Annotated in this window: 15 protein-coding genes; 6 read left to right on the forward strand and 9 right to left on the reverse strand. The window is 61.8% G+C overall.

Features of this window, described 5'->3' with window-relative positions; genetic code table 11:
- Window positions 1-128: 128 nt before the first annotated feature.
- The 4 genes from PMI16_RS04350 to czcI all read right to left on the reverse strand — a co-directional run bounded on the left by PMI16_RS04350 (window position 129) and on the right by czcI (window position 6422).
- The gene (locus PMI16_RS04350; protein ID WP_007876766.1) at window positions 129-3344 is read right to left on the reverse strand and encodes a CusA/CzcA family heavy metal efflux RND transporter; all 3216 of its coding nucleotides are present in this window, start codon (window positions 3342-3344) and stop codon (window positions 129-131) included.
- 53 nt (window positions 3345-3397) lie between these two features.
- Entirely contained in the window at window positions 3398-4705 is a 1308-nt protein-coding gene (locus tag PMI16_RS04355; RefSeq protein ID WP_007876768.1) for an efflux RND transporter periplasmic adaptor subunit, read from the reverse strand.
- Window positions 4706-4717: 12 nt separating this feature from the next.
- The gene (locus PMI16_RS04360) at window positions 4718-5950 is read right to left on the reverse strand and encodes a TolC family protein (RefSeq protein ID WP_007876770.1); all 1233 of its coding nucleotides are present in this window, start codon (window positions 5948-5950) and stop codon (window positions 4718-4720) included.
- Between the two features lie 121 nt (window positions 5951-6071).
- On the reverse strand, window positions 6072-6422 hold the full coding sequence (gene czcI, locus PMI16_RS04365; RefSeq protein ID WP_007876771.1) for a cation efflux protein, CzcI family: 351 nt from the start codon (window positions 6420-6422) through the stop codon (window positions 6072-6074).
- 279 nt (window positions 6423-6701) lie between these two features.
- On the opposite strand from czcI, the gene PMI16_RS04370 reads away from it, so the two are divergent.
- The gene (locus tag PMI16_RS04370) at window positions 6702-6953 is read left to right on the forward strand and encodes a GlsB/YeaQ/YmgE family stress response membrane protein (RefSeq protein WP_007876773.1); all 252 of its coding nucleotides are present in this window, start codon (window positions 6702-6704) and stop codon (window positions 6951-6953) included.
- A gap of 100 nt (window positions 6954-7053) precedes the next feature.
- Here the strand turns inward: PMI16_RS04370 and PMI16_RS04375 are convergent, their stop codons facing one another.
- From PMI16_RS04375 to PMI16_RS04395, 5 genes are all read right to left on the reverse strand, one after another.
- A complete protein-coding gene (locus tag PMI16_RS04375) occupies window positions 7054-8214 on the reverse strand; it encodes an MFS transporter (protein ID WP_007876775.1) in 1161 nt (386 codons plus the stop codon).
- Between the two features lie 228 nt (window positions 8215-8442).
- A complete protein-coding gene (dgoD, locus tag PMI16_RS04380; protein ID WP_007876776.1) occupies window positions 8443-9591 on the reverse strand; it encodes a galactonate dehydratase in 1149 nt (382 codons plus the stop codon).
- 104 nt (window positions 9592-9695) lie between these two features.
- Window positions 9696-10343 (reverse strand): 2-dehydro-3-deoxy-6-phosphogalactonate aldolase, encoded by a 648-nt coding sequence (locus tag PMI16_RS04385; RefSeq protein ID WP_007876778.1) that lies wholly within the window; start codon window positions 10341-10343, stop codon window positions 9696-9698.
- Between the two features lie 30 nt (window positions 10344-10373).
- Window positions 10374-11363 carry a 2-dehydro-3-deoxygalactonokinase gene (locus PMI16_RS04390; protein ID WP_237719779.1) on the reverse strand — a complete coding sequence of 330 codons (990 nt, stop codon included), beginning with the start codon at window positions 11361-11363 and terminating at the stop codon, window positions 10374-10376.
- Window positions 11364-11365: 2 nt separating this feature from the next.
- Window positions 11366-12295 carry an aldose 1-epimerase gene (locus PMI16_RS04395; protein ID WP_007876782.1) on the reverse strand — a complete coding sequence of 310 codons (930 nt, stop codon included), beginning with the start codon at window positions 12293-12295 and terminating at the stop codon, window positions 11366-11368.
- Window positions 12296-12731: 436 nt separating this feature from the next.
- Between PMI16_RS04395 and PMI16_RS04400 the strand changes: the two genes are divergently transcribed.
- From PMI16_RS04400 to chvE, 5 genes are all read left to right on the forward strand, one after another.
- Window positions 12732-13703, forward strand: a complete 972-nt coding sequence (locus PMI16_RS04400; protein WP_007876783.1) for an ABC transporter substrate-binding protein — start codon at window positions 12732-12734, stop codon at window positions 13701-13703.
- A 186-nt stretch (window positions 13704-13889) separates the two neighbouring features.
- A complete protein-coding gene (locus tag PMI16_RS04405; RefSeq protein WP_007876784.1) occupies window positions 13890-15461 on the forward strand; it encodes a sugar ABC transporter ATP-binding protein in 1572 nt (523 codons plus the stop codon).
- Window positions 15462-15469: 8 nt separating this feature from the next.
- On the forward strand, window positions 15470-16570 hold the full coding sequence (locus tag PMI16_RS04410) for an ABC transporter permease (protein WP_007876785.1): 1101 nt from the start codon (window positions 15470-15472) through the stop codon (window positions 16568-16570).
- Window positions 16570-17613 (forward strand): galactofuranose ABC transporter, permease protein YjfF, encoded by a 1044-nt coding sequence (gene yjfF, locus PMI16_RS04415; RefSeq protein WP_034379133.1) that lies wholly within the window; start codon window positions 16570-16572, stop codon window positions 17611-17613. Before PMI16_RS04410 ends, yjfF begins: the two co-directional genes overlap by 1 nt.
- Before the next feature lie 193 nt (window positions 17614-17806).
- Window positions 17807-18880 (forward strand): multiple monosaccharide ABC transporter substrate-binding protein, encoded by a 1074-nt coding sequence (chvE, locus tag PMI16_RS04420; RefSeq protein ID WP_007876787.1) that lies wholly within the window; start codon window positions 17807-17809, stop codon window positions 18878-18880.
- Window positions 18881-18902: the final 22 nt, after the last annotated feature.

Consider the following 18902-nt stretch of genomic DNA (forward strand, 5'->3'; position numbering starts at 1 on the left):
AAGCGTTCTGGTCAAATTCAAAGCCGTAGATGGAAGGTCTGAGTCTTATATCTGTAATTCGCCAGAGGCTAGCCAGCAATAAGAAGTAAGATGCCCCGCAACATTTATGTTGCGGGGCATTTTCATTTTTACGACGACGAAATGATCTTGCGCTTACCCATGCGTAGCCAATCTTGTAAGCGGCTACGCCATGATGGTGATTTTCCGACCACGTCATCATCTTCTAAGTCTGACGCATGCACCAACCGATACAACAACGGCAACACCAGCAACGTCAACACCGTCGACGACAAAATCCCCCCGATGACCACAGTCGCCAATGGCCGTTGCACCTCGGCCCCGGTCCCGGTTGCCAGCGCCATCGGCACGAATCCCAGCGAGGCCACCAGCGCGGTCATCAACACCGGCCGCAGGCGCGTCATGGCGCCTTCGAAGATGGCGTCGTCGAGCGAGCGGCCTTCTTCGCGCAGGGTGCGGATGAAGGCGATCATCACCAGGCCGTTGAGCACCGCCACGCCTGACAGCGCGATGAAGCCGACGGCGGCGGAGATCGACAGCGGGATGCCGCGCATCGCCAGCGCCAGCACACCGCCGGTCAGGGCGAACGGGATGCCGGTGAAGACCAGCAGGCCGTCCTTGACGTTGTTGAACATCGCAAACAGCAACACGAACACCAGCAGCAAGGCAACCGGTACGACGATTTGCAGGCGTTGCGTGGCCGATTGCAGGTTCTCGAACTGGCCGCCCCACGCAGTCCAGTAACCGACCGGGATCTTCACCTGCGCGCCGATCTGGCGTGCGGCATCGTCGACGAAAGAACCGAGATCGCGGCCGCGCACGTTGGCGCTGACGACGATGCGGCGCTTGCCGTTTTCGCGGCTGACCTGATTCGGCCCCGGTGCGATGTCGAAATCGGCCACTTCGCCCAAGGGGATGAAGCTGATCTTGCCGTCGCCATGCGGCAAGGGTATCGGCAGGCGTTTGATGGCGTCGAGGTCGTTGCGCTCTCGTTCCGGCAGGCGCACGATGATGTCGAAGCGGCGGTCGCCCTGGAACAACGTGCCGGTTTCCTTGCCGCCGATGGCCATCGCCACCGTGTCTTGCACGTCGCCGATGTTGAGGCCGTAGCGGGCGGTCTTTTCCCTGTCTATCTTCACGGTCAGCATCGGCAGGCCGGTCGATTGCTCGATCTTGACCTCGGTTGCGCCCGGCACCTTGCCGAGCACTGCCGCGATCTTGGCGGCGGTGTCGTTGAGCACCTCCATGTCGTCGCCGAAGATTTTCACCGCGACGTCGCTGCGCACGCCCGATATCAGCTCGTTGAAACGCAACTGGATCGGTTGTGAAAACTCATAGCTGTTGCCGGGCAGGGTAGCGACGGTCTTCTGGATGGCTTCCTGCAGTTCCGCCTGTGTCTTCTTCGGCTCCGGCCATTCGTCTTGCGGCTTGAGCATGATGTAACCGTCTGAAATATTCGGCGGCATCGGGTCGGACGCCACTTCGGCGGTGCCGGTGCGGGCGAATACGCGCTCGATCTCGGGGAATTTGTCCTTGAGCGTGCGTTCCAGTTGCTGCTGCATCTCGACCGATTGCGTCAGGCTGGTGCCGGGGATGCGCAAGGCCTGGATCGCCAGGTCGCCTTCGTTGAGGCTGGGCACGAATTCGCTGCCCAGTTTCGCTCCGAGCAAGGTGCACAGCACGATGACGGCGGCGGCCAAGGACAACACAATCGGCTTGTTGACCATCGAGCGTTGCAGCAAAGGCGCATAGCTGCGCTTGGCAAAACGCATCAGAGCGTTTTCCTTTTCGTCGACCTTGTCGCCGATGAACAAGGCGATCGCCGCCGGGATGAAGGTGACCGACAGGATCATCGCGCCCAGCAAGGCCGCCACCACCGTGAACGCCATCGGCTGGAACATCTTGCCTTCGACGCCGGTGAGCGCAAACATCGGCAGGTAGACGATCATGATGATCAGCTGGCCGAACAGCAGCGGCCTGCGCGCCTCGCGCGAGGCGGCGAAGACTTCGTGGAAGCGTTCGCTGCGCGTGAGCGGCCGGCCGTGATGCTGTTGCGCATGCGCCAGGCGGCGCACGCAGTTTTCCACGATCACCACGGCGCCGTCGATGATGATGCCGAAGTCGAGCGCGCCGAGACTGAGCAGGTTGGCGCTGACGTGGTTGGACACCATGCCGGTGAAGGTGAACAGCATCGCCAGCGGGATCACCGTCGCCGTGATCACGGCCGCGCGGATGTTGCCGAGGAACAGGAACAGCACCGCGATCACCAGCACCGCGCCTTCGATCAGGTTTTTCTTGACGGTGTTGATGGCCTTGTCGACCAGCACCGTGCGGTCGTACACGGTGACGGCCTGCACGCCTTCGGGCAGCGAGCGGTTGATTTCGGCCATCTTCTTGTCGACCGCCTGCGACACCGTGCGGCTGTTCTGGCCGATCAGCATGAAGACGGTGCCGAGCACGACTTCGCGACCATTCTCGGTGGCGGCGCCGGTGCGCAGTTCGCGGCCGATGCCGACTTCGGCGACGTCGCGGATGCGGATCGCCACGCCCTGCACGTTGCCGAGGATGATGTTGCCGATGTCGTCGATCGAGGCGACCTGTCCCGGCGCGCGGATCAGGTATTGCTCGCCGCGTTTCTCGATGTAGCCGGCGCCGACGTTGGCGTTGTTGCGTTCCAGCGCGGTCGCGACGTTTTGCAGCGTCAGGCCGTAGGAAGCCAGCTTGGCCGGCGAGGGCGCGACGTGATATTCCTTGGCGTAGCCGCCGATGGAATTGATCTCGGTCACGCCGGGCACGTTGCGCAGTTGCGGCTTGATGATCCAGTCCTGGATTTCGCGCAGGTCGGCCGGTGAATAGGGCGTGCCGTCGGCTTTCTTCGCGCCGTCCTTGGCTTCGACCGTCCACAGGTAGATTTCGCCGAGGCCGGTGGAGATCGGTCCCATCGCGGGATCGATGCCGGACGGCAGCTTGCTGCGCGCTTCCTGGATGCGTTCGTTGACCAGCTGGCGCGCGAAGTAGATATCGGTGCCGTCTTTGAAGATCACGGTCACTTGCGACAGGCCGTAGCGCGACAGCGAGCGCGTCTGTTCCAGGTTGGGCAGTCCGGACATGACCGTCTCGATCGGGAAGCTGATGCGCTGCTCGGTCTCCAGCGGCGAATAGCCCGGTGCGGAGGTATTGATCTGCACCTGTACGTTGGTGATGTCGGGGACGGCGTCGATGGGCAGCTTCTGGTAGCTGTAGACGCCGTAGGCGGCCATGCCGAAGACGGCCAGCATGACCAGCCATCGATGCTCGATGGCGAAGCGGATGATGCGTTCAAACATGAGTGTGTCCTTCTCGCTCGGAGTGGGAGGTGCAGTCGTTATTGAGCAAATATTCAATGCGCATGTTCGGCGCTCCCTTTGCCCAGTTCTGCCTTGATGACGAAGCTGCCGGCGGCGGCGTAGGCGTCGCCTGCGCTGAGGCCCTTGAGGATTTCGACGCGCTTGCCGTCGCTGCGGCCGAGCGTGACTTCCTGTTTCCTGAAGCCGTCAGGTGTACGCACGAAGACCACCTGTTTTTGCTCGACCGATTGCACGGCATCGACGGCGACGGCAAGCGCTACCTCGGTTTCCTGCGCCAGCACGTCAACGTTGACGAACAGGCCGGGACGCCAGGCATTGCCGGGATTGGGCAGCACGACGTGCGCCTTGGCGGTGCGCGTTTGTTCGCCCAGCAAGGCGCCGACGTAGGCGATCCTGCCGCTCGCGCTGGAGGCGAATGCGGTGGCGTTGACGGTGACGTTTTCGCCGACGCGCACGGCGCTCATGTCGCGGGCGGCGACCGTGATTTCGGCCCAGACGCTGGACAGGTCGGAGATCGTGAAGACGTTGGCGTCTTCCTTCACCGCTTCGCCGAGCGCCAGGTGCTTTTCGACCACGACGCCGTCGAAGGGGGCGCGGATTTCATAGCGGTTCAGCCCGGACGAGGCACTCCCTGCGCCGATGGCGGCCAGCTTCTGTTGCGCGTTGCGTACGGCGATTTCGGCTTCCTTCAATGCCTGTACGGCTTGCAGGTAATCCTGTTCGGCGGAGATTTTTTCCTGCCACAAGGTTTTTTCGCGTGCATGCGTCGATTGCGCCAGCGTGAGGCGCTGCTGCGCGTTCAGCAATTCGCTGCGTTGCTCGGATACCGTGCTGCTGCTGACGATGGCGAGCACTTGTCCTTTCTTCACATGCTGGCCGAGATTGGCGCTGACCGATTCGACCACGCCGTTGACCTTGGGGACGACGTGCGCAGTGCGGTCCTGGTTGAAGCGGATTTCACCGGGCAGTTGCAGGCTGGTGCGGATGCGGCCCGGGGCGGCGGTGTCGAGGACGATGCCGGCGGCTTTCAGTTGCGATTCGCTGAAGGCGACGGCGTTTTCTTCGTCATGGCCATCGTCATTGCCATGGTCACGGCGGCCGGCTTCTTTGCGTCCGTCTTCCTTATGTTCATCTTCTTTGTGTCCATCTTCTTTGTGTCCATCTTCTTTGTGCTCCTCCTTTGCGTTCTTTTCTGCGGCATGGTCGTGCCCGCTTTCGGCGTGGGTGTCGGCTTCATTGGCCTGTTCCGCCTTGCCGGAACCGCCGAGCAGGATCAGCGCGGCCAGCAGCGCAGTGATGGCCGCAATGGCGGCGAGGGTGAGTTTCTGTTTCTTGGTCATGATGGCGTCCGGTTATTGGTTGGGGCCGGCGGAACCGAGCAGGCGCTCCAGTTCGGCCGAGGCGAGATGGGCATCGGAGATCGCGCGCAGGTATTGCGAGCGCGCCTGGAACAAGGTGCGCTGGGCGTCGAGCACTTCCAGGAAATTGAACTTGCCGAGTTCGAAGCCCTTGCCGGCGGCGGCATAGGCGCTCTGTGCGCCGGGCAGGATGTCGCTGTGCAGGACGGCGACTTCGGCGTGGGCGTTGCGCAGCTTTTCATACGCTTGCGCGATGTCGGTGCGCACGCGCGTCTCTGCGGCGGCCAGTTCGTCGCGCGCCTTGTCGGTGCGGCGCAGGGCTTCTTCCAGGTTGCCGCGATTGTTGTCGAAGAAAGGCAACGGCATCGATACGCCGACCACCCACATGCTGCGGCCGGCTTCTTCGTCGCGTTTCCTGCCCAGGCTCAGCGTGGCGTCGGGAATGCGCTTGCTGCTTTCGATCTTGCTCAATGCCTGGCGGCGTTCGACCTCGAGCCGGGCCAGCCGCAGTTGCGGCGCGTCGGCGCTGCGTTCCGCGATGTCGGCGATGGCCGGCAGCGGCGGCAATTGTGCGGCGCTGCCTTCGGCCAGCGTGAAGCGCGGCTGGGCGTTGCCCCACAGGGCGGCGAGGCGCCGCCGCGAGAGATCGAGTTCACCGTCGGCCTGACTCAGTTCGAGCCGTGCAGAAGCAGCGGCAACGCGCGCCCGAGTTTCTTCGACCGGCGAGATCTTGCCGGCCGTGACGCGGCGGCCGGTGGCGTCGGCTGCGCTACGGGCAAGGTCGGCGGATTCCTGCGCCAGGCGCCGGCGTTCCTGTGCCGTCAGTACGGCGAAGAACGCAGAGGTAGCGGCGATGCGGATTTCGTCGCGCCTGATCGCCAGTTCGATACGGGCGGCGTCGCGTGACCGTTCGGCGGCGCCGATGCGGGCATCGCGCTTGCCGCCGAGTTCGATCGGCTGATTGAGCTGGATGGTCGTGGTGCGCGTGCTTTTGCGCGTGTCTTCCATCAGCGTCGACAGTTCGGGATTGGGGCGTGCGCCGGCTTGCAGGACCGCGGCGTCAACCGCTTCGAGTTCGTGCCGGGCGGAGGACAGTTCAGGGTTGTTGTCGAGCGCGAGCGCGACGGCGTTGCTTAGCGTGAGGGGCGTTGCCGCCTCCTGCGCATGCGTGTAGGCAGGACAGGCGAGCAGAAGCGCCAGTCCCAGCGGATAGAAACGGGTGTACATCGAATTCTCCGATTAAAGGGAAGGAATTCGGCGAGCGCTCAGCAGTGGTGAGGTAAAGAGAAAGACGGCTCGCCGGCGCAGAACCTGTTCAAGGTCTCGCAGCAAGACCTTGAGCAGGTTCTCAGGCGGTGAGTTTCCAGTCGGGCTCTTCGGGGGATTCTCCGATGTGGGAGAGATAGCGGGCAGGAGTTGATACGGTAAAGCGGTCTTTGTCAGCGGCGGCGGGCGCCCAGGTCACGAGCGGATTCAGCGGCTTGCTGCAGGAAAAATGGCAAAAGCTGCAATCGGCGTCGTCGCCTTCGCTCAGTTTTTTTTCCGGAGTCTGGTCCTGCTTGCTGCCGGCATCGGCTTCATGGTGACCGAGATGCTGCGTGCTGCTTTCAGTTTCATGCTGGCAATACGACGCGACCGCCGCCCAGGAGAACTGGAACGGCAGGAGCAGCAGCAGGAAAATGATCAGGTAGCGTCGCATGGCGCGGCAATTATAGCCGTACTTGTCGAGAGGGTGCTCAAATATGAATGACTCCTGAACGAAGCATTTATTTTTGATGAGTAAATAGAAAATTCGCGATTAAAAGAATGGATTTCAATCTCTTACAACTGCGTCGTCAACACGCGCCGTCAGGACATCGTTGTTGGTCCAGTCCTTGGGAGCGGAGCTGTGCAAGGCAGAGGATGTCTCTCAGGCAAGGCGTCGATTGCAGACTTTCCCGGGTCGATCGACATGTTAGTTATTTTTCGAAGGTAAATCATGCATTACATTTTGATGTTTATCGTTGGTATTGTCGTTGGCGCGATTGCTCGCCTTGTTGTTCCGGGGAGCGAGCATTTCGGCATCTTGCTGACCGGAGTGTTGGGTATCGTCGGTTCGGTCGTCGGCGGCCTGATCGCCCGTCTGTTCAGCAAGCCTGTCGATGGGGCGTTCTTCCATCCGGCAGGCTTGATCCTGTCGGTGATCGGTGCGGTGGTGGTTCTGCTGGCCTATAACCACTTTCTCCGTTGATGCGTTATTGATGGCGCTGTTGTTTCCGGCCGCGTGACGAAAAACGCCCCCGGGCAAAATTGCCAGGGGGCGTTTTCATTGATGCGTCGGCAGGGCTGTTTTATGCCAGCGCTCTCGCAGCGCGACGGTCCAGCAGCGCCGAGGTCAGCACGGTCAGAAAACCCAGCACCGATACGCTTGCGCCCAGCAGCGGCAAATCGGTGAGCGGCAAGCCTGCAGAAATCGCCAGGCCGCCCAGCCATGCACCCGTCGCATTCCCTACATTGAAGGCGCCCTGGTTGAGCGTCGACGCCAGGTTCGGCGCATCCTTGGCCTTGTCCAGCACGCGGATCTGCGCCGCCGGCACGACGGCGAACGAAAAAGCGCCCCAGATGAACATGGTGATCAGCGTCGGCAATTGATAATGGCTGCTCCACGAAAACTGGACCAGGATCAGCGCGATGCAGACGAACATCGAAAAGAGCACCGGCATCAGGCGCCAGTCCGCCAGACGTCCGCCGATCAGGCCGCCGACCGTGATGCCGGCGCCGAACAGCAGCAGCACCCAGCTTTCTTCGTGCGCGGTGAAGCCGGTGACGTCGAGCAGGATGTAAGCGATGTAGGTCAACACGCTGAACATGCTGACCGAGGCCAGCGTGCTGGTCAGCAGCGCCAGTTGCACTTGCGGATGGACGATGGCGCGGAATTCCTTGAAGATGCTGCCGCCTTGCATGGCGATCTTTTTCGGCAGGCAGACCCACAGCATGATGACGGCGGCCAGGCCGATCAGCGTGATCGCGCCGAAGGTCGAGCGCCAGCCGGCGGCGTGACCCAGTGCGGTGCCGAAGGGCACGCCGAGAATGTTGGCGACGGTCAGGCCGGTGAACATCAGCGCCACGGCTTGCGCGCGCTTCTCGCGCGGCACCAGTTCGGCGGCGACCACGGCGCCGATGCCGAAGAATGCAGCGTGACAGAATGCCGTCACCACGCGCGCCACCATCAGGAAGTTGTAGTTGGGCGCAATCGCGCACAGCACGTTGCCGAGAATGAACAGGCACATCAGGCCGACCAGCGCGCGCTTGCGCTGCCATTTTGCGGTGAGGATCGCCAGCACCGGCGCGCCGGCCGCCACGCCGAGCGCATAGCCGGACACCAGCATGCCGGCCGCCGGAGCGGAAACGCCGAGATCGCGCGCGACATCAGGCAACAGCCCCATGATCACGAATTCTGTAGTACCGATGCCGAAGGCGGCAACGGCGAGGGCGAAGAGGGGCCAATGCATGATGAATCCTGTGGAGTTGCTGCGGAGGAGAAACGCTATTTTACTTGGCAAACGTTTTTTCAGTGCGGCGAACGCCGCTGGGTCCTGACGTTCGTCAGGACGACGACGTTTTTTCGATTTCAGATTGCGTCGTCGCGTCGCAGAAATCAAAAATGCCGTCGTCCCGGCGCACGCTGGGGGACCCAGTGTCGTGAAGGCGGTTGGTGCTACATCAGGGAATGGTTTTTCTCACCACTCTGCGAAGCTGCCGTCCTTATGTCGCCAGATCGGATTGCGCCAGCGATGCCCCACTTCCGCGCGCTGCTTCACATACTCTTCATTGATCTCGATGCCCAGTCCCGGGCCGTTCGGAATTGTCACATAGCCATCCTTGTAGCTGAATACTTCCGGCTTGGTGACGTAGTCGAGCAAGTCGTTGCTTTCGTTGTAATGGATGCCCAGGCTTTGCTCCTGGATGAAGGCGTTGTACGAAATCGCATCGACCTGCAGGCAGGCCGCCAGCGCAATCGGTCCGAGCGGGCAATGCAGCGCCAGCGCGACGTCGTAGGCTTCGGCCATGGTGGCGATCTTGCGCGTTTCGGTGATGCCGCCGGCGTGCGAGACGTCGGGCTGGATGATGTCGACATAGCCTTCGCTGAGGATGCGCTTGAAATCCCAGCGTGAATACAGGCGCTCGCCCAGCGCGATCGGCGTGGCGGTCAGATGGGCGATTTCCTTCAGGGCTTCGTAGTTTTCGCTGAGCACCGGTTCTTCGATGAACATCAGCTTGTACGGCTCCAGTTCCTTGATCAGGACCTTGGCCATCGGCTTGTGCACGCGGCCGTGGAAGTCGACGCCGATGCCGATGTTGGGGCCGACGGCGTCGCGCACGGCGGCGACGTTGGCCAGCGTCGCTTCGATCTTGTCCCAGGTGTCGATGAATTGCAGTTCTTCGGTGCCGTTCATCTTGACGGCGGTGAAGCCGCGCGCCACCGCATCCTCGGCGGCCTTGGCCGTGTCGGCCGGGCGATCGCCGCCGATCCACGAATACACGCGGATGCTGTCGCGCACCGGACCGCCCAGCAATTCGCTGACCGGAACGCCGAGCGCCTTGCCCTTGATGTCCCACAAGGCCTGGTCGATGCCTGCCAGCGCGCTCATGTGGATGGCGCCGCCGCGGTAGAAGCCGCCGCGATAGAGGACGGTCCAGTGGTCTTCGATGTGGCGCGGATCCTTGCCGATCAGGTAGTCGGCAAGTTCTTCGACGGCGGCGGCGACGCTGTGGGCGCGGCCTTCGACGACCGGTTCGCCCCAGCCGACGATGCCTTCGTCGGTTTCGATCTTCAGGAAGCACCAGCGCGGTGGAACGATAAAGGTGGTCAGTTTGGTGATTTTCATCGGAGAGATATCCGTTTCTCTGGGTAGCGTCCTGCCATGATCGATGGCAGGACTGGTTAAATGCTTGGCCGGCTCCGGCTGTTGCGGCGGCGGCTGTTATCTGTTTACTTCACGCTGGCTGCCGCGCGGGTTTGCCAGGCGCTGACGAAGGCCTTGGCGTTTTCGCCGACGGCCGCAGCCGTCAGGCCCGGCTTGTACAGCGCCGATCCGAGGCCGAAGCCGGACGCGCCGGCATCGATGAAGACCGAGACGCTGCTCGGCAGGATGCCGCCCACCGGCAGCAATGCCACCGATGCCGGGATGACCGCGCGCCAGGCCTTGACGACATGCGGTCCGAGTTGCTCGGCCGGAAACATCTTCAGCACGTCGGCGCCTGCCGCCAGCGCGGCAAAGGCTTCGGTGACCGTCGCCACGCCCGGCGCGCAGCACAGTCCGGCTTCCTTGGCGGCGGCGATGACGCGCGCGTCGCTGTGCGGCATGACGATCAGTTCGCCGCCGGCCTCCCTGACTTCCAAGACGGCTTCGGGACTGAGCACGGTGCCCGCGCCGATGACGCAATCTGCAGGCAGCGTGCGGCGCAGGGTGGCGATGCTTTGCAAGGGCTCCGGCGAATTGAGCGGCACTTCGATGATGCGGAAACCGGCTTCATATAAGGCGCTGCCGATGGCTTCGACTTCGTCGGGACGCACGCCGCGCAGGATGGCGATCAGGCCGCAATCTCTGAGCGCGTGTTGGAAAAGATTCTTCAGCATGGTTCGGTTTTCCTGGTGACGCAATGATGGTCAGGCAATCAGGCCGGCGTGCCGGGCAAGTTTCCACAGACCGTGTTCGGTGGCCGCGGGAGCGATCTCGACCTGCGTGACGCCGTACAGCGCCAGCACCTGGAGATAGCGCCGGCACAGCATGTCGTCGCCGATCAGGGCGACGCGCGCATGCAGCCGGCCATCGGCCAATGCCAGCAGCGCGGCGATTTCGTGGCCGATCAGCAGGCCCGACAAATAATCGGCCTGGGCGCGCGGCGACAGTTCGCCGGTCAGGCCCAGCGTGCGGCTGCTGAAGATGTTCGACAGCATGCCGGCGCGGCCGTCGACCGTTTTCGCCACGCCTGCGCCGCGCAGGAAGGCCGCATCGTCAGGCGCGCCGTCGCGTTGCATGGTGCGGCCGAGGATGGTGTGGTTGGACAGCGCGGCATACATTTCGCCGGTCATGAAGGTGTCGAAATGCGTGATGCGACGCGCATGCACATGTACCCATTTTGAATGCGTGCCGGGCAGGCCGATCAGCAACTCGTCGACTTGCAACTGGTCGATGATGCCGGCGACCTGCGTCTCCTCGCCGCGGATCACGTTGGGCAGGGCCGAGCGTTGCAGCAGGCCCGGCACGATGTGCAACGGCGCGCCGAGGCCGCTGTCGACGGTGGTCAGCGTCTTGCCGATATCGCCGACGGCCAGCGGCACGTCCACATACGGCGCTTCGCGCCAGCCTTGTTTGCTGCCGACCATGCCGGCGGCGATCAGCGGCGTGCCGGGAGCCTCGCGCAGCCAGTCGCCGCAAGCGGCTTGCAGCGCGCGCCGGAAGCCGGCGTCGGCGCTGTCGTCGATGGTAGTGTCCGCGCCGCTTTCTGCGGGCGGCAGATTCATGATGCCCCAAGGCAGCGCGCGTCTGTCGACGACCTTGCCCTGTTTATCGAAACGATAGGCGCGCAGGGACGACGTGCCCCAGTCGAGCGCGATCAGGCCGGTGGATGAAGGTGTTTGCATTGCTTGTGTCATGTTCAGAGTTCGTTCACCTTGAAATGCGTGAGCAGTCGCATCGAAGCGCCGGGTTGCAGGTCGACCAGGCCGGGACGGCCCGGCATGTGGAAGGCATCGATGGGATGCGTGATCGGTTCCAGGCAAAAATAGTCGAGGCCGGGCGGGCGATACATCAGGCTGTAGCCGTTGCAGTCTTCCATGCGCATCTCGATGCGCAGGCCGCGATCGGGATAGTCGATGCGGGAGACGCCGTCCCAGCCGGTGAAACAATTGTCGATCAGCGGGCCGTCGAAAGGAAAATCCACGGCCGCCAACCGGTTGTAGTCGAAGGTCGCCGGGAAGTCTTGCGTATGTTCGGTCGGAATCGGATCGGCGCCGCACAGCCAGACGCCGTCGGCGCGCGATTGCAACCGCGTCGCTGCATTGCGCGGAAAGTAGGGATGCAGGCCGAGGCCGAAGGGCAGTTCATCGGCGCCGCGATTGGTGACTTGCAGGTCGATTTCCAGTCCGTCGTCATGCAGGGTCAGCGTCTGCGTCGCGGAATAAGTGTAGGGATCGCCGTCGTATTGTTCCGAATTCAGCGTCAGCACCACGCTGTTGTCGGTATAGGCCTCGGCTTGCCATGCCTGCAGCCAGCCGTCGCCATGGATCGGGTAGTTTTCGCCGGCACGGTTTTGCAGCACCGGATAGTGCATGCCCTTGTGCATGAAGCCGCCTTCGCTGATGCGGTTGGACCAGGGCACCAGCGGAAAACACGCCGTCGTATAGAGATCGCTGCTGCCCGCCCAAGGACGAAACAGCGGCGTCCATTGCCCGCGCCACTGCAGATCCCAGGCCGCGACGCTTGCTCCCAGCGTCGGCAGGACGCTCAGGCGCTGCCGCCCGGATTGCAGGGTGAGCGTCTCAATGGCTGACGCGCCGCCGCGCTGCGGTGCTGGAGATGTGGTCATGGCGTCTCGGTTGCTTGTCTCGATTATCGGGGCGGATGCTGTGCGGTCTGCTCCGCTTGGGGCCTTGTCAGGCCGAATAAAAACAGGGCCGATCCTAACATCGGCTACCGATGCGGAATAATGAAATATTTATAAAGATCGATATCAAAAATGATCTGGATTTCAGCATTCCGTCACGGATGTAGTGAGATAAAACATCATGCCTGTTTCGGTATCGGAAAGCATTAAAAATTCATTGGATAGATATTTCTCACGCTCCTAATATTGATCGGCACATTGCGCAGGATGCAAGGTCCTGGCGAATACGCAAAGAAGTGGAAACAGGTCGTAAAAACAAATGGGCGGCCTGCAAAGAGCACGCACCAATCCATAACAAAAGAATCAGTACTGTGGATCTGTCATGCAGATCCGTGATTCAACATACCGGAGACAAGCAATGAAAATGACACGCAGAACACTATTGGGCGCCGCAATCTGCATGGGGCTGGGCTGGGGCGTGATGTCCTCCGCCATGTCCGCGGACAAACCGCTGACGATGGGCTTTTCGCAAGTGGGCGCCGAAAGCGAATGGCGCACCGCCAATACCGTTTCGATCAAGGATGCCGCCAAGAAGGCCGGCGTCAACCTGAAGTTCGCCGATGCGCAGCAAAAGCAGGAGAACCAGGTCAAGGCGATCCGCTCCTTCATCGCGCAAAAGGTCGACGTGATCGCCTTCTCGCCGGTGGTGGAGTCGGGCTGGGATACCGTCCTGCGCGAAGCCAAGGCCGCCAAGATCCCGGTGATCCTGACTGACCGCGCCGTCAACGTGACCGACAAGTCGCTGTACGTGACCTTCATCGGTTCCGATTTCGTCGAAGAAGGCCGCCGCGCCGCGCGCTGGCTGCTGGAGCGCGCCAAGACCATGCCGGCCGGCGACATCAACATCGTCGAACTGCAAGGCACCGTCGGTTCGGCCCCGGCAATCGACCGCAAGGCAGGCTTCGAACAAGAGATCAAAGCCAATCCGAACCTGAAGATCATCCGCTCGCAAACCGGCGACTTCACCCGCGCCAAGGGCAAGGAAGTCATGGAAGCTTTCCTCAAGGCCGACGGCAAGAAGATCAACGTGCTCTACGCGCATAACGACGACATGGCCATCGGCGCCATCCAGGCCATCGAAGAAGCCGGCCTGAAACCGGGCAAGGACATCCTTGTGATCTCCATCGACGGCGTGAAGGGCGCGTTTGAAGCCATGATGGCCGGCAAGCTCAACGTCACCGTCGAGTGCAGCCCGCTGCTCGGACCGCAATTGATGTCGATCGCCAAGGATGTGAAGGCAGGCAAGGAAGTGCCGAAGCGCATCACGACGGAAGAAAGCGTATTTCCTGCGGAAGTGGCCGCCAAGGAATTTCCTAATCGTAAATATTGATCCGCGGTGATTCAGGGACTACTCTGAATCAGTGCTGATCGTATCGCCGGGGGCGGCGACGCTCCCGGTTGTTCTCCTCCTCTGGAGTATCCCCCTGGGCCTTCATTAAAAAAGGCTTTACGCGGCGGGCTCAGGCTCTGGGCCCGCCGCCTTTTCTTTTCTGGAACAGCCATGTCTGGAGTTGCCATGTCTGCCGTAACCGGTAGCGCCGAACCGGCGCTGGAACTGAGCGGCATCCACAAAGCATTCCCCGGCGTCAAGGCCCTGACCGATGTCGGCCTGCGCCTCTATCCCGGCGAAGTTCATACCCTGATGGGACAAAACGGCGCCGGCAAGTCGACCCTGATCAAAGTGCTGACCGGCGTGTACCCACCCGACAGCGGCCGCATCCTGCTCAAGGGCCGCGCGATCCAGCCCGGATCCACGCTGGATGCGCAGCAGCTCGGCATCAGCACGGTGTATCAGGAAGTGAACCTGTGCCCGAATTTGTCCGTGGCCGAGAATGTTTTCATCGGCCGCTATCCACGCAAGTGGGGCGGCTTCGGTCCCATCGACTGGACCACGATGCAGCGCCGCGCGACCAAATTGCTGGCCAGGCTCGATTTGCATATCGACGTGCAAAAGCCGCTGTCCTCGTATCCCTTGGCGATCCAGCAGATGGTGGCGATCTCGCGCGCGGTGAGCGTGTCGGCCAGCGTGCTGATCCTTGACGAACCTACATCCAGCCTTGACGAGGCGGAAGTGCAGTTGCTGTTCAAAGTCCTGCGCAGCCTGCGCGACGAAGGCATGGCGATCCTGTTCGTCACGCACTTCCTCGACCAGACCTACGACATCTCGGATCGCATCACCGTGCTGCGCAACGGCGTGCGCGAAGGCGAGTATGCCGCCAGCGAACTGTCGCGCCTCGACCTCGTCAACAAGATGGTCGGCACGCAGATCGATGCCACTGCAGCAGGCAATGCCTTGGCTGCCAACGCCCACATCACGCCGGCCGCCGGCGACGGCGAAGTGTTCCTGCAAGCGCGCGGACTCGGCCGCAAGGGCGCGCTCGCGCCGCAGGACCTGGATTTGCGCGCCGGCGAAGTGTTCGGCCTGTGCGGCTTGCTCGGTTCGGGACGCACCGAGACGGCGCGCTTGCTGTTCGGCGCCGACAAGGCGGACAGCGGCACCATCAGCATCAAGGGCGAGGCGCTGAAGTTCTCGACGCCGCGCGATGCGATTTCGGCCGGCATCGGTTTCTGCTCCGAAGACCGCAAGACAGAAGGCGCGATACTGGAATTGTCGGTACGCGAAAACATCATCCTCGCGCTACAGGCGCGCAACGGTTTGCTGCACGTGATTCCGCGCAAGCGCCAGCAGCAGATCGCCGCCGACTACGTCAAATGGCTGGGCATCAAGACGCCCGACATCGATACCCCGATCGGCTCGCTGTCCGGCGGCAATCAGCAAAAGGCATTGCTGGCGCGCTGGCTGGCGACCGATCCCGACATGCTGATCCTGGACGAACCGACGCGCGGCATCGACGTGCGCGCCAAGCAGGAGATCATGGATTTCGTCATGGCGCTGTGCCATAAAGGCATGGCGATTCTTTTCATTTCTTCCGAAATTCCCGAAGTCCTGCGCTGCAGCGATCGCATGCTGGTGTTGCGCGACCGCGAGGGTTGTGGCGAGTACCTGCGCGGCGAGCTCGACGATGCGTCGGTGCTGCAGGTGATTGCGGGCGAGAGCGTCGGCAAGAGCGTGGGAGAAGCAGCGTGAGTGCATCAATGAATTCAAATCTGGTTTCCGGGCAGGACAAGAACGATACCGCCGGCTGGCGTGGCCTGCTGTCGGGGTTGCGTCATGCTTTGCGCCACCCGCTGGCGCGTCCGCTGGGAGCGCTGGCGGTGCTGCTGCTGATCGACTTCTTCATGATCCCGGGTTTCTTCCGCATCGAGTTCAAGGACGGCCATCTCTACGGCAGCGTGATCGACATCGTCAACCGCGCGGCGCCGCTGATGCTGGCGGCGCTGGGCATGACACTGGTGATCGCGACGCGCGGCATCGATATTTCGGTGGGCGCGGTGGTGGCGATTTCCGGCACGGTCGCGGCGATGCTGATCGGCGGCACCATGGTGATGCACAACGGCGTGCAGGAATATGCCAGCAATATTCCCATGGGCTGGGCGATTGCCGCCGCCATGGGGGCGGCGATCCTGTGCGGCGCGTGGAACGGCCTGCTGGTGGCGACGCTGGGTCTGCAGCCCATCATCGCGACGCTGATCCTGATGGTGGCCGGGCGCGGCCTGGCGCAGCTGATGACGGACGGCCAGATCATCACGGTGTACTACAAGCCGTTCTTCTATCTCGGCAGCGGCTATCTGTTCGGGTTGCCGTTTTCGCTGTTCATCGTGGCCGGCATGTTCATCGTGCTGGCGCTGCTGATGCGCAAGACGGCGCTGGGGCTGTTCATCCAGTCGGTCGGCATCAACCCCGTGGCGTCGCGCCTGGCGGGCATCCGCACGGCGGCGCTGATCTTTTTCGTCTACATCTTTTGCAGTGCCTGCGCCGGCATGGCGGGGCTGATGATCAGCGCCAACATCAAGAGCGCCGACGCCAACAATGCCGGTCTGCTGCTGGAACTGGACGCCATCCTGGCCGTGACGCTGGGCGGCACCTCGCTGGCGGGCGGCAAGTTCAGCCTGGTCGGCAGCGTGATCGGCGCACTGATCATCCAGGCGCTGACTTACACCATCTACTCATTGGGCGTGCCGCCGGAAGTCAATATGGTGGTCAAGTCGGTGGTGGTGTTCCTGGTATGCCTGTCGCAGTCGCCGGAGTTTCGCCGCCTGCGTTTTCCCTCTTTTGCAAGCAAGTCGGTGAAATGATGAAAAGCGCTTCTTTTTCTTTCCGTAGCCTGCTGGCGACGCCGTACTTCACCTCGCTGATCACCGTCGCCTTGCTGGTGGTGTTGTTCGCGATGGGCTCGGTCGCCTACGACGGTTTCTTTTCGGTACAGGTGGTGTTGAACCTGCTGATCGACAACGCCTTCCTGCTGGTGATCGGCATCGGCATGACCTTCGTCATCCTGTCCGGCGGCATCGATCTGTCGGTCGGTTCGGTGCTGGCCCTGACCACGATGATTTCGGCCTGGCTGCTGCAGTCGTGGCACTGGCATCCGCTGCTGGTGATCGTCTGCGTCCTGGCGCTGGGCGGCCTGTTCGGCGCGGCGATGGGCATGCTGATCCATTTCTTCAAGCTGCAGCCCTTCATCGTCACGCTGGCCGGGATGTTCCTGGCGCGCGGGCTGTGTTATCTGATCAGCATCAATTCCATCACTATCGACGATCCCTTGTATGTGGCGATGTCGCAGACGCGGCTGGAGTTGGGGTTCGGCGACGCCTTCGTCTCGCCCAGCGTGGCGATTGCGGTGCTGATGCTGGCGCTGGCGATCTATCTGGCGCATTACACGCGTTTCGGCCGCGCCGTCTACGCCATCGGCGGCAACGAGCATTCGGCCTTGCTGATGGGTTTGCCGGTCGGCCGCACCAAGATAGCGATTTACGCATTCAGCGGTTTCTGCGCGGCGCTGGCGGGTGTATTGTTCTCTTTCTATATGTTGTCCGGTTACGGCTTGCATGCGCAGGGCACGGAGCTGGATGCCATCGCCGCGGTGGTGATCGGCGGCACCTTGCTCACCGGCGGCTACGGTTATGTGGCCGGGACGCTGACCGGGGTGCTGATCCTGGGCGTGATCCAGACCTTGATCGCCTTTGACGGCACGCTCAGCTCGTGGTGGACCAAGATCGTGATCGGCGTGCTGCTGTTCGTGTTCTGCCTGGCGCAAAGGTTGATGTCGCTGGGCGCGGCCAGGGCTTCAGATGCGAATGCCGGCGGCGGTTCCGTCAAGCCGGCCGCGCAGGCAGCGTAGAAGAAAAACGCTGCAGACGCGAGTTAGGGCATTTGCGCAAAAAGTGATGTTGAAAACAATATTGGTTTCATGAAAAAAATCATTAGAAATGTATTGCTCTAGTGGTTATCGTAGAGGCCTTGCAGAACATTAAGCCTTCCCCGCATGTTTTGCATTGCCAGTAAAACAACAAACAACTTAGGAGACAAGAAGCATGAAACTCAAATCGGTATTGGCCGGGCTGACACTCGGCCTGAGCATGGGTCTGATGGCTGTGAGCGCGCAAGTCAGCGCCCAGACCAAGGGCCTGATCGGGATTTCCATGCCGACCAAATCGTCGGCGCGCTGGATCGCCGACGGCAACAACATGGTCAAGGTATTCAAGGAAAAGGGCTACCAGACCGACCTGCAATATGCGGAAGACGACATCCCGAATCAGCTGGCGCAGATCGAGAACATGGTGACCAAGGGCGTCAAAGTGCTGGTCATCGCGGCAATTGACGGCACCACGCTGTCCGACGTGCTGCAAAAAGCCGCCGACAAGGGCATCAAGGTCATCGCGTATGACCGCCTGATCCGCAACTCCAAGAACGTCGACTACTACGCGACTTTCGATAACTACCAGGTCGGCGTGCTGCAGGCTTCGTACATTGAAAAGGCGCTGGACCTGAAGGCAGGCAAGGGCCCGTTCAACATCGAACTGTTCGGCGGTTCGGCTGACGACAACAACGCCTTCTTCTTCTACAACGGCGCCATGTCGGTGCTCAAGCCATACATCGACAAGGGCAAGCTGGTCGTGCGCAGCAAGCAAATGGGCATGGACAAGGTGGCGACCCTGCGTTGGGACGGCGCGACTGCGCAAGCCCGCATGGACAACCTGCTGAGCGCCTATTACGGCAATGCCCACGTCGACGCAGTGCTGTCGCCGTATGACGGCATCAGCATCGGCATCATCTCTTCGCTCAAGGGCGTCGGCTACGGTACGCCGAAGCTGCCGATGCCGGTCGTGACCGGCCAGGATGCGGAAGTGCCTTCGGTCAAGTCCATCATCCGCGGCGAACAACGTTCGACCATCTTCAAGGACACGCGTGAACTGGCCAAGGTCACCGTTTCCATGGTGGACGCCGTATTGTCGGGCAAAGCGCCAACCATCAACGACACCAAGACCTATAACAATGGCGTCAAGGTCGTGCCTTCCTACCTGTTGAAGCCGGTCAGCGTCGACGTCAGCAACTGGAAAGAAGTGCTGGTCGGCAGCGGCTACTACACCGAAGCGCAAGTGAAGTAATTCGCTTGTTCGGCTAAGTGAG

The organism is Herbaspirillum sp. CF444 (assembly GCF_000282135.1).
GTDB lineage: Bacteria > Pseudomonadota > Gammaproteobacteria > Burkholderiales > Burkholderiaceae_D > Herbaspirillum.

Bases quoted from the DNA above. Each gene is read 5' to 3' on its own strand.
- czcI (WP_007876771.1), bottom strand. From the start codon at position 6,422: ATGCGACGCTACCTGATCATTTTCCTGCTGCTGCTCCTGCCGTTCCAG.
- PMI16_RS04355 (WP_007876768.1), bottom strand. From the start codon at position 4,705: ATGACCAAGAAACAGAAACTCACCCTCGCCGCCATTGCGGCCATCACT.
- chvE (WP_007876787.1), top strand. From the start codon at position 17,807: ATGAAACTCAAATCGGTATTGGCCGGGCTGACACTCGGCCTGAGCATG.
- dgoD (WP_007876776.1), bottom strand. From the start codon at position 9,591: ATGAAAATCACCAAACTGACCACCTTTATCGTTCCACCGCGCTGGTGC.
- PMI16_RS04390 (WP_237719779.1), bottom strand. From the start codon at position 11,363: ATGACACAAGCAATGCAAACACCTTCATCCACCGGCCTGATCGCGCTC.
- PMI16_RS04395 (WP_007876782.1), bottom strand. From the start codon at position 12,295: ATGACCACATCTCCAGCACCGCAGCGCGGCGGCGCGTCAGCCATTGAG.
- PMI16_RS04405 (WP_007876784.1), top strand. From the start codon at position 13,890: ATGTCTGCCGTAACCGGTAGCGCCGAACCGGCGCTGGAACTGAGCGGC.
- PMI16_RS04360 (WP_007876770.1), bottom strand. From the start codon at position 5,950: ATGTACACCCGTTTCTATCCGCTGGGACTGGCGCTTCTGCTCGCCTGT.
- PMI16_RS04370 (WP_007876773.1), top strand. From the start codon at position 6,702: ATGCATTACATTTTGATGTTTATCGTTGGTATTGTCGTTGGCGCGATT.
- PMI16_RS04385 (WP_007876778.1), bottom strand. From the start codon at position 10,343: ATGCTGAAGAATCTTTTCCAACACGCGCTCAGAGATTGCGGCCTGATC.
- PMI16_RS04410 (WP_007876785.1), top strand. From the start codon at position 15,470: ATGAATTCAAATCTGGTTTCCGGGCAGGACAAGAACGATACCGCCGGC.
- PMI16_RS04400 (WP_007876783.1), top strand. From the start codon at position 12,732: ATGAAAATGACACGCAGAACACTATTGGGCGCCGCAATCTGCATGGGG.
- yjfF (WP_034379133.1), top strand. From the start codon at position 16,570: ATGAAAAGCGCTTCTTTTTCTTTCCGTAGCCTGCTGGCGACGCCGTAC.
- PMI16_RS04350 (WP_007876766.1), bottom strand. From the start codon at position 3,344: ATGTTTGAACGCATCATCCGCTTCGCCATCGAGCATCGATGGCTGGTC.
- PMI16_RS04375 (WP_007876775.1), bottom strand. From the start codon at position 8,214: ATGCATTGGCCCCTCTTCGCCCTCGCCGTTGCCGCCTTCGGCATCGGT.